General features: G+C 61.5%; 16 protein-coding genes. 10 read left to right on the top strand and 6 right to left on the bottom strand.

Annotated features, from left to right (window positions below; all coding sequences use genetic code 11):
* Positions 1 to 35: 35 nt before the first annotated feature.
* The 3 genes from G8O24_RS27955 to G8O24_RS27965 form a co-directional block, all read right to left on the bottom strand.
* Positions 36 to 227 carry a DUF2783 domain-containing protein gene (locus G8O24_RS27955; protein ID WP_188104974.1) on the bottom strand — a complete coding sequence of 64 codons (192 nt, stop codon included), beginning with the start codon at positions 225 to 227 and terminating at the stop codon, positions 36 to 38.
* On the bottom strand, positions 224 to 1,873 hold the full coding sequence (locus tag G8O24_RS27960; RefSeq protein WP_188104976.1) for an FAD-dependent oxidoreductase: 1,650 nt from the start codon (positions 1,871 to 1,873) through the stop codon (positions 224 to 226). Before G8O24_RS27960 ends, G8O24_RS27955 begins: the two co-directional genes overlap by 4 nt.
* A gap of 123 nt (positions 1,874 to 1,996) precedes the next feature.
* Positions 1,997 to 2,539 (bottom strand): VOC family protein, encoded by a 543-nt coding sequence (locus G8O24_RS27965; RefSeq protein WP_188104978.1) that lies wholly within the window; start codon positions 2,537 to 2,539, stop codon positions 1,997 to 1,999.
* A 118-nt stretch (positions 2,540 to 2,657) separates the two neighbouring features.
* Here G8O24_RS27965 and G8O24_RS27970 point away from each other — a divergent pair, with 118 nt between their 5' ends.
* Entirely contained in the window at positions 2,658 to 3,149 is a 492-nt protein-coding gene (locus tag G8O24_RS27970) for a MarR family winged helix-turn-helix transcriptional regulator (protein WP_188104980.1), read from the top strand.
* Between the two features lie 154 nt (positions 3,150 to 3,303).
* On the top strand, positions 3,304 to 3,948 hold the full coding sequence (locus tag G8O24_RS27975; RefSeq protein ID WP_188104981.1) for a hypothetical protein: 645 nt from the start codon (positions 3,304 to 3,306) through the stop codon (positions 3,946 to 3,948).
* A 42-nt stretch (positions 3,949 to 3,990) separates the two neighbouring features.
* On the opposite strand, the gene G8O24_RS45680 is transcribed toward G8O24_RS27975, so the two are convergent.
* Together G8O24_RS45680 and G8O24_RS27985 are read right to left on the bottom strand one after the other, a co-directional pair.
* Positions 3,991 to 4,272 carry a PEP-CTERM sorting domain-containing protein gene (locus tag G8O24_RS45680; protein ID WP_368736618.1) on the bottom strand — a complete coding sequence of 94 codons (282 nt, stop codon included), beginning with the start codon at positions 4,270 to 4,272 and terminating at the stop codon, positions 3,991 to 3,993.
* A gap of 187 nt (positions 4,273 to 4,459) precedes the next feature.
* Positions 4,460 to 5,221, bottom strand: a complete 762-nt coding sequence (locus G8O24_RS27985; protein ID WP_188104985.1) for a tetratricopeptide repeat protein — start codon at positions 5,219 to 5,221, stop codon at positions 4,460 to 4,462.
* A 257-nt stretch (positions 5,222 to 5,478) separates the two neighbouring features.
* On the opposite strand from G8O24_RS27985, the gene G8O24_RS27990 reads away from it, so the two are divergent.
* Positions 5,479 to 6,108, top strand: coding sequence for a hypothetical protein (locus tag G8O24_RS27990; RefSeq protein ID WP_188104987.1), 630 nt, complete (start codon positions 5,479 to 5,481; stop codon positions 6,106 to 6,108).
* 326 nt (positions 6,109 to 6,434) lie between these two features.
* A complete protein-coding gene (gene hpaD / locus G8O24_RS27995) occupies positions 6,435 to 7,280 on the top strand; it encodes a 3,4-dihydroxyphenylacetate 2,3-dioxygenase (protein WP_188104989.1) in 846 nt (281 codons plus the stop codon).
* Between the two features lie 24 nt (positions 7,281 to 7,304).
* Here hpaD and G8O24_RS28000 read toward each other — a convergent pair whose 3' ends face one another.
* Entirely contained in the window at positions 7,305 to 7,514 is a 210-nt protein-coding gene (locus G8O24_RS28000) for a hypothetical protein (protein WP_188104991.1), read from the bottom strand.
* 157 nt (positions 7,515 to 7,671) lie between these two features.
* Here G8O24_RS28000 and G8O24_RS28005 point away from each other — a divergent pair, with 157 nt between their 5' ends.
* From G8O24_RS28005 to G8O24_RS28030, 6 genes are all read left to right on the top strand, one after another.
* Positions 7,672 to 8,403 (top strand): DUF3750 domain-containing protein, encoded by a 732-nt coding sequence (locus tag G8O24_RS28005; protein WP_188104993.1) that lies wholly within the window; start codon positions 7,672 to 7,674, stop codon positions 8,401 to 8,403.
* A gap of 115 nt (positions 8,404 to 8,518) precedes the next feature.
* Positions 8,519 to 8,734 (top strand): YodC family protein, encoded by a 216-nt coding sequence (locus tag G8O24_RS28010; protein ID WP_188104995.1) that lies wholly within the window; start codon positions 8,519 to 8,521, stop codon positions 8,732 to 8,734.
* A 201-nt stretch (positions 8,735 to 8,935) separates the two neighbouring features.
* The gene (locus G8O24_RS28015) at positions 8,936 to 10,048 is read left to right on the top strand and encodes a helix-turn-helix transcriptional regulator (RefSeq protein ID WP_188104997.1); all 1,113 of its coding nucleotides are present in this window, start codon (positions 8,936 to 8,938) and stop codon (positions 10,046 to 10,048) included.
* Positions 10,049 to 10,223: 175 nt separating this feature from the next.
* The gene (locus G8O24_RS28020; RefSeq protein WP_311972326.1) at positions 10,224 to 10,760 is read left to right on the top strand and encodes a hypothetical protein; all 537 of its coding nucleotides are present in this window, start codon (positions 10,224 to 10,226) and stop codon (positions 10,758 to 10,760) included.
* A gap of 179 nt (positions 10,761 to 10,939) precedes the next feature.
* Complete coding sequence (locus G8O24_RS28025; RefSeq protein WP_188104999.1) at positions 10,940 to 11,308, top strand: VOC family protein; 369 nt, start codon at positions 10,940 to 10,942, stop codon at positions 11,306 to 11,308.
* A 201-nt stretch (positions 11,309 to 11,509) separates the two neighbouring features.
* Complete coding sequence (locus tag G8O24_RS28030; RefSeq protein ID WP_188105000.1) at positions 11,510 to 12,076, top strand: hypothetical protein; 567 nt, start codon at positions 11,510 to 11,512, stop codon at positions 12,074 to 12,076.

The raw sequence follows: 12,076 nt of genomic DNA on the forward strand, positions 1-12,076 counted from the left end.
GCTCGGCCGGAGCTTCAGGCGAGGCCCCTGAATGTTTAGCCGGCGGCGCGAGCGCGGGCGATGGCCTCGGTGAGCACCGTCCGGTCACCGATGTGATTGGCGAGCAGCAGGATCAGCCGAGCGTTCATGCGCAGCGCCTGCTCCTCATCGAGGTTGCGCTGGCTGTTGACCAGCTCGGCGTAGAAGTCGTCGGGATCAGCGATGTTCGGTGCGAGATTGAGCATCATGCCGCAAGCTCCTTCTGGCCGGCGGGATGTCGGGCGCTGTCCTGGCCGGTGGCGCGCAACATTGCCTCGATGATCTTGGTCTCGTCGAATCCGCTCCAGCGGGCGGCGACATATTGGTCGGGCCGGAACAGATAGGTGGTGCCGGGGGATGCGCCGTAGCGCGCGGCGAGCAAACCCGAGGGATCCTCGATGTCGCGCCCGACACGAATGATCTTGGCCGCGAGCGGACCGATCGCGATCCCTGTCTTGTCGGTGGCCTTGCCGAAGGTCACCACCGTGAACCCGTCGCCGAGGCAATGGAGGAACCAGGACGGCTTGCCGGCAACGGAAATCGGCGCATCGGCCGCATTGGTGCCGGGCCGCATCTCGCCGATGGCGAAGTCCTCGTCGGGCGTATTGAGCGCCGAGGTCGCATAAGGCGTCGGCACCGACAGGCGACCGCTGTTGACAAGAGGACGGGCGAAGCCGTGATGCTGGGCCAGCTCCAGCACGGCGTCCCGGAAATAGCGGCTCACCTTGGTCTTCGGCGTGATGAAGTCGGTGGCGCGGGTCGAGTTCAGGATGTTGTCGTCGGCCGCATAGGCGCGCTCTTCGTGATAGCTGTCGAGCAAGGCTTCCGGCGCCTCGCCACGCAGCACCATCGCGAGCTTCCAGGCGAGATTGTCGATGTCCTGGACGCCGGTATTGGCCCCGCGCGCGCCGAACGGCGAGACCTGATGGGCGGCATCGCCGGCAAACAGCACGCGTCCCTGGCGGAAATTGTCGATGCGCCGGCAGGCGAACTGATAGATCGAGACCCATTCGAGCGAAAATTGCGCGTCCTCGCCGAGCATCGCCCGAATGCGCGGGATCACCCGCTCCGGCTGTCTTTCCGCATCGGGATCGGCCTCCCAGCCGAGCTGGAAGTCGATACGCCAAATGTTGTCCGCCTGCCGATGCAGCAGCACGGATTGGCCGGGATGGAACGGCGGATCGAACCAGAACCAGCGTTCAGTCGGAAAATCCGCTTTCATGGCGACGTCGGCGATCAGGAAGCGGTCCTGGAAGAACTGTCCCGTGAACTCGGCGCCGACCATCTTGCGCGTATCGGAGTTGGCGCCGTCGCAGGCGATCACCCACTCCGCCTCCATGGTGAAAATGCCGTCGGGCGTCTCCACCGCGAGGGTCGCATGGTCGGCGGGCTGCTTCAGGCTGATCAGGCGGTGCTTCCAGCGCAGGTCGATCAGCGGATTGGCCCTGCATTTGGCGACCAGGATCTCCTCCAGATGATATTGCTGCAAATTGATCATGGCCGGCCATTGGTGATCGGATTCGGGCAACAGATCGAACTGGTAGGACAGCTGGTCGTGGAAGAAGACCTTGCCGACTTTCCAGCTCACGCCGCGGTCAACCATCGGCGAGGCGCAGTCGAGCCGGTCCCAGATCTCGAGCGGTCGCTTGGCGTAGCAGACCGCGCGCGAGCCGATCGAGACGGTGTCGTTGTCATCAAGCACGACGACCGGCTGGCCGCGCGCCGCGAAGTCGAGCGCCGCGGTGAGGCCGATGGGACCCGCGCCGATCACCACGATCGGATGCCGTTTCACGACGCCGTCGGCCTGCTCCTTCGAGCGCAGATAACCGAACTTCGGATAGATATGGTTCGTCATGTTCGCTGTCCTGCTGAACCGAAACGAAAGCATGATCCGGAAAAGTGCGAAGCGGTTCTCCGAAAAGATCATGCTCAACAACAACCTAAAGTGCGATGGCGATTCATCTGATCACATCGCGCTTTAATGGACGTCCGCGAACTCCTTCTCGTGCATCCAGGCGGTGTGGCGCGGCGGGCGCTTGGTCTGCGACCATTCCTCGACCATGTCATGCGCCACCGATTTCATGCGGTCGATCTGCTCCGGCGTGGCAGTCCAGGCAGCGATCTCCAGGCGATGGCCGCTGGGATCGCGGAAATAGATCGACTTGAAGATGGTGTGGTCCGTGACGCCGACGACGTCGAGGCCGGCTGCCTCGGCCCGCGCCTTGGCTTCCTCGAGCTCGGCGAGGTCCTTGACCTGGAAGGCGATGTGCTGGGTCCAGTCCGGCGTGTTGGGATCGCGGCCCATCGGCGGCGAGTTCGGCAGTTCGAAGAAGGCGAGGATGTTGCCGTTTCCGGCATCGAGGAAGATGTGCATGTAGGGATCCGGCGCCTTGGTCGAAGGCACCCTGTCCTCGGCGATGGCGCCGAGCAGATCCATGTTCATGACCTTCTTGTAGAACTCGACCGTCGCCTTGGCATCGACGCAGCGATAGGCGACGTGATGGATCTTCTCGATTTTCATGGCGGTCGCTCCCTGGATATGTTGCCAAGTTCGTAACAGATGTTACTATCTGCTGGATTTGATATGGATCAATCGGGCGGGAAATTTTGCAGCCTTCGACAGGCGGGTGGACATGGTGATGGGACGTTCGGACGCGGCGCGGCGCGGCGAAACGGCGGGCCGGCCCGCAGCGCAGGCGGCCGCCGAGCTCGTCCTGCAGCAATATTTTCCGTATCGGCTGGCGCGCCTCGCCGAGCAGGTGTCGCTCGCGGTCGCCGAGGTCTATTCAGAGCGTTTTTCCCTGACGCGGCAGGAATGGCGCGTGCTCGCGATTCTCGGCGCGCGTCAGGAGATCGCGACCAAGGAGATCGGTCCGCTCACGACGCTCGACAAGATGCAGGTGAGCCGCGCGGTGCAGGGCCTGGAGACGCGCGGCATCGCGAGCCGCAAACCGCATCCCGACGATCGGCGGGAGTTGATCGTCTCGCTGACCTCCGCCGGCCGCACGCTCTATCGCAAGATCGTCCCCTACGCGCTGGAGCGGGAGGCGGCGCTGCTGGCGGTGCTCACCGAAGAGGAGGCCGAAGTGCTCGACCGCGTGATGCGCAAGATGTCGGCGGCTTTGACCTAGGGCATGGACTCAATAGCGGCTGCCGAACGATGTCCGGTTCTCCCCGATAGCGGCGCAAGAACAGAGATTGCCTGACTTCGCCCGGCTGAGGCATATAGCGCAGCGAAGCACTGTTATGTTACGTCACGTGCAGAGCTAAGCAGCGCCGACGCTCGTGCCTATCGCTCAAGCGAATGAAACGTCGGCTCATGCGGTGCAGCTCCCTGGCAAAACACAACTAAGTCAAGCGGCACAACATCAACCTGTCAGGTCGGATGCAATTTGCGATATTGAGGCAAAGTGCTTAGCAAAGCTTCATGGAATCGCCCACCGCGATGGCAAGAGCTTGCTCCTGAAACTGGGCGACGGATCGACAAAGCTCTTCACGGATACAGATGACTGCGAAACCGTGGGAGAGAGTTGCGTTCATACGTCCCTCGTCGGCCACCTACCTATGCGGCATCTATTCGTGCTCAAAGAGCACCGTTATGAATCGTTCAACAGCATTATTGTTAACGGCCTTACAGGCGAAGTTTTCCGCATTGCAGACGGGGTACCCAACTTTTCCCCCGACCGTAAGCGCTTCGTAGTAGCCGCGTTCAACGAGCAGGACGGCATAAATCAGGTTGCGGTATATGGCACCAATGTCTTTCCTCCGGTTCCGGAATGGACTTACGTGCCTAAATCCTTCATGGACGGGTTCGAGTTTGTGGCATGGCGCGGAAACAACAAGATCGAACTGCGGTCCGCTGATCAGAAGTCGACGGCGACGATTAGCCAAACATCGGATGGTTGGAAGCTTGTTGCGGGAGGCGGCTAACCGTCGCGCGCTATCTTCAGCCTTAGTTATGGTGACAGTGCACTAAACTCGAAGCATTATCGCGCCGGCCTCTGTCCGTGAGTTGAATGCACTGTGACCGTAATTTCCGGGGGCGGCTCTCAGTCGGGCCATTGCCGCCAGCTTCGGTTTACGCCGATAGACAATGAAGCCAAGCCCTCCGAAGCCGAAAAGCAGCATGACCCAAGTTGAGGGCTCCGAGACGGCCGCAACTTGTGTTACGGTGTTACGGTGACAGTGCACTAAACTCGACGCATTATCACGTGGCGCCACCGTGATTGAGTGCACTGTCACCGTAATTCTCACCTTGGTCGTGAATTGAATGCACTGTCACCGTAATCATCCGGAGGTCCAAGGTATCGAATGTCCGAATTGGGTCCAAAGGCTGCCCTCGGCAGCCAGCACGCCCTTGGTCGGGTCATCTCTCGAAAGCGGACATCGCCGCGCTCTGGGCTGAGGTCAGCCACGGGCCAATAGCTGACATCCCATCGCTCTAATTTCGGGTCGCGTACCCGAGTTGGATGTCTTCGTTCGTGATGCGGTCACAGCCCGATTGGCATGCTTTTCGGTACCACTCGATCGCAAGCTTGGTGTCCTGCGTCACGCCAATTCCCTTAGCCAACATGTAACTGACGTTGCGTTGCGCGATCCGATTTCCCTTCTCTGCGGCATCGCTGAATAGTTCGAAAGCACGCTGTTCGTCTCTTGGGACACCCAGCCCTGCCGAGTATGCGAATGCAAGCGACGTTTCTGCATCGATATCACCCTGTTCGGCAGCTTTACCATCCAGCTCCGCAGCTCTGATAAACAAGTCTCTTGCTTTTTTATCATCCTTTTGGACACCACGCCCTTTGGAATACATATCTCCGAGGAGCCCGTATGCCCTAGCCAAGTCTTGAGATGCAGCCTTTTGAAACCAAATCACGGCCTCTTCGTCAGATTGGGCTATGCCTTGCCCCCTCGCATACATGATGCCAAGAAATGCTTGGCCTTCAGCATCGCCTTTTTGAGCAGCTGCGCGGTACCATTCCGTTGCTCGATTGATGTCCCTCGGCACGCCTTGGCCCCGCTCATACAGAAGGCCCAGCAGCCGTTGTGATTTAGCATCCCCAATGATCGCCAAAGCTCGCCAATAACCTAGCGCGACTTCATAGTTTTCCTCGTGATAAGCGCGAAGGCCTCGGTCTCGCATGATTGGCATCGCTGCCATAAGCAACGCAACCAGGGCAACAACAGCGGCTAAGGCCTTTTTCATCTCACACCACGACATAGCAGGGTTATCGGTGCGCAATGGACGTCCATAGCACATGGATGTGACCGAACTGACAAACTTCCGGTTTGGGTCAAAGGCTGCCCTCGGAAGCCAGCATGCGCTTGGTCGGGTCATCTTCCGGGAGCCGACATCGCCGCGCTCAGGGCTCAGGTCAGCCACGGGCCAATAGCGGTCCGGCTGATCTTTCGCTACTCTACCGGGAGTTGACCTTCCGAGCGGATTGCAAAACAGGAAAGAGCATGACGAGTGAAACGGTCTGGATCAGCTTAGCTCTCGGAAGCGGGACCCATCTGCGTCGACTTAGACATGCGCTCAGCCAGTCGAGTCACAGGCAGGACGCTATTGCATGGGGCGATCGGAATGTCGCTGGAGAAGCTTTGAACGCTGAATGCTTCCCTGCTGAAATATACGGTGCTCCGGACGCCAGAGAGTCAGATTATAAGCTTCCCGACATCTTCTTCGCCGGATCGTTCTGGGCAGTGTCCAAGGCAACAGCGGATGTTTTGCGCCAATTCAACCTTGGATATGGAGCCCTTTATCCGGTCAAAGTGCTCAGGAATGACCGGCAAACGCCAGTGGGGGGCGAATGGTTTTGTATCAATTTCGGCAATAGAAAATCGTCACTCGCTGTTTCGGAGTCGACGTCATTGCGCGAGCGTTACATCAGGCCCGGCGAAAAGGGGTGGGTTCCGAAGGCGGCAACGAAGGATGGCGACATCGCCGTCCTGAAAAGTGCCTGCTCAGGGCCCGACGTCTGGATCGACCCACAAGTTGGCCATGCATTCTTTTTGAGTGACGCCTTGGGCAAGGCCTTGAAGAAGGCCAAAGCCGACGCTGGGCTTTTCTTGCACAAGTGCCGAGTTCTCTAACCGCCACAACGGTCTTTCACATGTGTCCTGTCCGCTCAGGGTCAAAAGCGCCGATTTGACCGGCAGTCGGGCACTTCCGGGTTTACCCCCGAACTGCCGACATCTCGGCGCGACGTGCCAACGGAAGCGATCGGCCGCAAGCAGTCATGCTCCGGTCAAGCATGGGATTTCTGCCCGACACCGAAAGCTGACATTGGCGCATTTACGAGTACACGTCCCAGCGAGCGATGCCGTAGCCGGCGCGCCGGTTTGACCTGAATCAATTATCGCCGGGATCGCGATCACTACGATCGCAACAAAGATAAATCAGGGACAAGGAGACCCCCGTGGGAGAGATCGTGCTGGCCGCCAAGATCGCGCACGTCCCATCGATCATGATTTCCGAACGGGAAGGTCCCCTGAAGGGCAAGCGCGCCGCCGCGATTGCGGCCCTGCGCGAGATTGGCAGGCGGGCACGCGAGCGAGGCGCCGACACATTCCTGGTGTTCGACACGCACTGGATCTCGAACTTCGGCTGTCACATGAACGCCAATGCGCGTCATCGCGGGGTCTACACCAGCCACGAAGCTCCGCACATGATCCAGAACATGGCGTACGACTATCCGGGCGATCCCGAGCTTGGCGATGCCATCGCGGCAGAGGCCGCCAAGGACGGCCTTCAGGTGCTGGCCCACAAGGTCGAGACCTTGCCGCTCGAATACGGCACCATCGTCCCAATGCACTACATGAACGAACGCGGCTGGGCCCGCGTCCTCTCCGTCGCCGCGCCGATCTTCGCCACCGTCGAGGAGAACCGCAAATTCGGGGCCGCCTGTGCCAGGGCGATCGCGGCGTCGAAGCGCAAGGTCGCCGTGCTCGCGTCCGGCTCGATGTCGCACAAGCTCGTATCCAACGAGCAGGTCGGCGACGGCCAATGGGAGCAGGTCGGCAGCGAATTCAACCGGCAGATGGACCTGCGCGTTCTCGACCTCTGGAAGGAGCGGCGCTATGCCGAATTCGTCCGCATGCTTCCGGAGTATTCGACCAAGTGCAACGGCGAAGCCTTGATGGCGGACACGCACATGATGTTCGGGCTGCTGGGATGGGACGGCTACAAGGGGGAAACCGAGCTGCTGTGCCCCTACTTCCCATCGTCAGGCAGCGGCCAGATCATTGCCGAACACCACCTCTGAAACAGCTGCACGGACGTTTTGGGACTAGCGGCGACGCGCGATCCAACGTCCGAGGAGAAACGCGACAAGGAGCGACCTCAAGGGCGCCTTGACCGTCAGCTCGCGCAACTGGTCCGCCAAGCGCAGCGCGGTATCGCCGGAGACCGGCTTGCGAGCGGGAGCCTGCTCCACCTTGCCGTCATCATTCGTCAGCCCGGAGGCTTCCGTCATCGCCGAGGCCTCTTTCATGTCCATGCGTCCTCCAATCCTGGTGCGGCCAACGGAACAACCGGCTCGCGTGGGCGACGATCTCGTACGGAACCAACGGCCTTCGAGGCGGCTATGGCGGCGGCATTCACGCCACCTATATGTTCGTCGAACATCCCGCCGTACCGCTCCCTTGAAGAAGCCCTTGCTCGTCTTTCTGTTCCTCGTCTTCGCACCGCTCGCCGCATCAGCCGCGAGATATTGGTGGCTGGCCGATGATCGCGGCAATTGGCAGACGGCCGACCGCTCCAGCGCCGGCCTGCTGCAGCCCGCGGCGGCGCATCCGGACGCCATGATCCGGGTGTTTGCGGCACGCACGGTCAGATGGCGCGGCATCTTCGCCGTTCACAGCTGGATCGTCGTCAAAGAGAAGAATGCGTCGGCCTACACGCGATACGACTACACGGCGTGGGGCGACCCGATCCGCACCAACGGCTTCGCTCCGGACGGGCGGTGGTTTGGCGCGGGGCCCGAAACGATCGTGGCGCTCGAGGGCGAGCGAGCCGAGGCGCTCATCCCCAAGATCCGGCACGTGATCGAAACCTACAAGTTCCGCGCCTATGGAGATTACAGCGCCTGGCCGGGCCCCAACTCGAACACCTTCGTGCAGGCCGCACTCGATTCCGTCCCCGAGCTGCGCGCCGTCCTTCCCCCGACGGCGATCGGCAAGGACTTCCCCTACACGGGCAAATGGTTCGGCGTGTCGCCGTCAGGCACGGGCGTCTACGCGTCCCTTGCCGGATTTGTCGGCCTCAAGGTCGGCTGGATCGAGGGACTGGAGGTCAACTTCTTCGGCGCCGTCCTCGGGGTCGATTTTCGACGTCCAGCGCTCAAGCTGCCCGGACTCGGACGCTTCGGAATGGCCGCCGGCGTGTAGCTTGTAACGGATGAGCCGGCGCAAGTGCCCCTCGCCTCGCCTGGGCTCCGTGTTCGGCGTGTCATGACAAGTCGCTAGCCTCGGCTGCGGACCAATCAACCCGAAAGGACAATCCATGGATTTGAAACCCGGCGACATCGTCATGCTCAAATCGGGCGGCCAGCCGCTGACCGTCGCGGAGGTCAAGGGCGAAGACGTGCTCTGCATCTGGATGGGCATGGAAGGCGATCTCTTCCGCGAGACGCTGCCGCTCGCCACCCTCATTCAGGTGGAAGAGGACGAGGAAGATGAAGAGGAAGACGAGGAGGAAGACGACGAGGACGACGAATAGGTGACTTAAGTCGCATCCGCGCCAACTCGCGGTGCTGGACTCCGGCGCGTTGGACGGCCGCTTGCCTGGCAGGGTCGGAGCTGGGTCCGACCGCCATCTGTCGGAGATTGACGCCTCCGACGCCAGCAGCGGGCATTGACGAGTCCAGTCAAAATCCATGAGATAAGCCGGCTATCTGGAATTGGTGGTTGGACGATTGGAATGCGGCTGGACATCGAGCGGCTGGAAAGGGCGAAATCCCGGCTTGGCGAGGCAGTTCTGGATCCCGGTCAGTGGCCTTCCCTCATGGAGGCAATCTGCGCTGCAGCGGCAACGACGGGGGCCGCGCTCCTGCAGAGTGATATTCGCACGCCAGACGTGCCCGTGACTCCATCCGTTCAGGCGTTTTTTAAAGCCTACTTCAAGAACAATCTGCACGTCGGAGACATTCGAGCCGCCAAAGGCGTGCCTTTGCTGCTTGCCGGCCGACAGGCCATCCGCGATCAGGATCTTTTCTCATCCGAAAGGAGCATGCTGAGCGATCCCCTCTACGCGCATGCCGCGAGTTTTGGCATGAGGTGGTGGTCCGCCATCTCGTTTCGATCCGGATCGGCGCTCTGGGCCCTTGCGCTCCAGCGCAGCATCCGGGAGGGAATGTTCGAGGATGACGAGATGCGTATCGTCGCCTCGCTGTCGGAATGTCTGACCGACGTCGCAACGCTGTCGCAGGCCGTGGGAAGGCAGGTCCTGCTGGGATCTCTCAACGCGTTCGAGCTGATCAATCGGCCGGCCCTGTCGATGTCCCGCGCCGGGCTCGTCATCGAGATGAATCGGGCGGCAACGGACATGTTCGACGCCGATTTCCGGGTCCGTCACAACCGACTTTACATGCGGGACGGGAAAGCAAGCCAGGCGCTCGAACTCATGCTGGGGCAACGCCCTGCGGATGGCGAAATCAAAGCGCGTTCGAGAGGACGGGTGGGAAACATCATCGTGGCGAGGCGAGAGAGCAAGAAGCCGATCCTGATAAAAGTGCTGCCCGTTCACGGCGCGGCAACTACGCCGTTTCTCGGCGCGCATGCCGTCCTGACATTCCGGGACCTCGAGACGGAACCGCGCCCGTCCCTGGAGATGTTAGCCGAAGCGTTCGCGTTGACTGCCGCGGAGGCCCGAGTGGCCTCGATGATCGCAACCGGCCTCTCCCCCGAGGAAGTCGCCGGCGAACTGCAAGTCTCGCGGGAGACGGTCCGCAATCAGATCAAGGCGATCTTCGCCAAGACCGGCGCCCATCGACAAAGCGAGTTGGCCGCCCTGGTCTCCCGGATTCAAGTTTAGTCTCAGCTCGGACGTCCGTTGCGGCAAAAATCCGGACCGGCCATCGGGGAAAATATCCTCAACCCTCAGTAGCCGGACCCAAAACGTTCGGTTAATGATTGATCGCCGGTGAGCATTGGGACGGAACGCCCCGTCCTTGAAAGGACATGTCATGAGACAGTCGTCAAAGTCTGTCGTGCCTTCAGCCTTTGCTTTGCTGTCAACCATCCTGCTGTGCAGCCCGGCGGCGTCGCAGACCGCAACAGGCGCTGCCGCCCCGCTTCCCTCCATCACGGTCGAAGCGCCGAAGCAGGCGACACGGCCGAAGCCGGTGGTCAGCACCGAGACATCTCACAGGACGTCATCGACCGGTCGCACACGATCGGCAAACGCTCGTCCGGCAACCGCTCGAACGCCAACGCCGTCGCCGGATTCACCCCTGGGGCGGATTGCGCGGCTGGAGAAAGTCGCCAGCAGTTGCAACGGCGGCTGTGCATCCAGCTTCCCCAGCGGCAAGGATCCCTGGATTGGATGTAGCGAATCGGGCGGCGGACAAACCAATGCGCCGTTTTCGCCAACCTGCCGAGATACCATCACCCACAAAAGCTACGTCGATTGCGTCGAGACCAAGGTGTTCCTGGGCGAGTACCGAAACAGGGCCTACTGGCTTTGCAGCAGCCTGTCCGCCGGCAACCAGTTCAAAGTCGCCGAGCTCAAGCGCTCGCGGCGCTAGCGCGACAACATCTTCGAGCGACGTAGCGAACAGGACCCAGGCTCGAGAGCTTGGCGCGAGGCTGCACACCCGACAGCGTGGCAGCAGCGGGAATGCATCACCCGACCCTGACCATGCTGACAGAAACTGGCAGCACCGTCCTGTAGGCCTGATATCGCCAAGCCGAACAGGAGATGCAAATGGCCGATTTCAATCTCGTGGTGCTCTATGTCGAGGATGCACAAGCGAGCTCCGCTTTCTATCAGACCCTGCTGGGGTGCCCCGTGGCGCAATCATCGCCCAAATTCGTGGTTCTTCCGCTCGGGAACGGCGTCATGCTGGGCCTGTGGCAGCGGGATGCCGTGCTGCCTCCTTCCACGTCGCAAGCGGGCAGCAGCGAGATCTCATGGGCGGTCGCAAACGCGGAAGCGGTGCGCGCGACCTACGAAACGTGGATGACGCGCGGGGCGCAGATTGCGCAGCCTCCGACCGCCATGCCGTTCGGACACACCTTCGTTGCGCTCGATCCTGACGGACATCGCCTGCGCGTGCTGGCGACCGCCGCTTAAGGCATGACCGGTATCCGCCGGCAACATGCTTCGGGTCGCCAAATACGAGCGACCCGAAGTGCCAGGGCTGCACTGCTGCGCGTGAGAGGCTGAGCCGCGGGGACTGCCGCGACCGGCCTCTCTGCAGCGCCGCGACGGGGATGGATGCCGATTGCCGATGCAGCAATTGCGTTGAGCGAAAAGGCTGACTAGGAAATTCGGATGAATTCCGAATCGCCCCCCACCTGGCCCGTCGTGGAGCCACCGCCTTACCTTCCCGCGCCGCGTCGCCGGTGGCCGCTTGCGCTCGTCGTGGCCGTCGTCTTTGCGCTCGCAGGCGCAGGCGCCTGTTATGTCTGGCTGAATCCGGGATTGTTGATTCAGTCCGCGAGCCGCGAGGCCGGGGACGCCGAGACCACCGGCAATGACAAAGCGGTCATGACGGACCTGCTTGCCACCCAGCAAAAGACGGCTGACGACCTCGCCGCGGTCGAAAAGGCCGTCGCCGATCAGCAGGAGCAGATGAAGGCGGTGGTGAATCAGCTCGCCAGCCTCAGTTCGAAAATCGACGCGCTGAAGAGCCCGGTCCCGCAGCCACCGCTCGCAGCGTCTCCGTCGCCCGGGCCGACTGCCTCGGCGCCGCCAGCTTCGGTGCCCTCTGTCGCGCCAGCTCCAGCTGCACGCGTCGTCCCCAAGCCAAAGAAGCCGCCGCGCGTCGCGACCCCGTCGGGTCCGATCTCGGTCGGTGGGGCGCCGCTGAACGCCAGGCCCGATACGCCTGCGCGCTGA

Source organism: Bradyrhizobium campsiandrae, assembly GCF_014529705.1.
Classification (GTDB): Bacteria; Pseudomonadota; Alphaproteobacteria; order Rhizobiales; family Xanthobacteraceae; genus Bradyrhizobium; species Bradyrhizobium campsiandrae.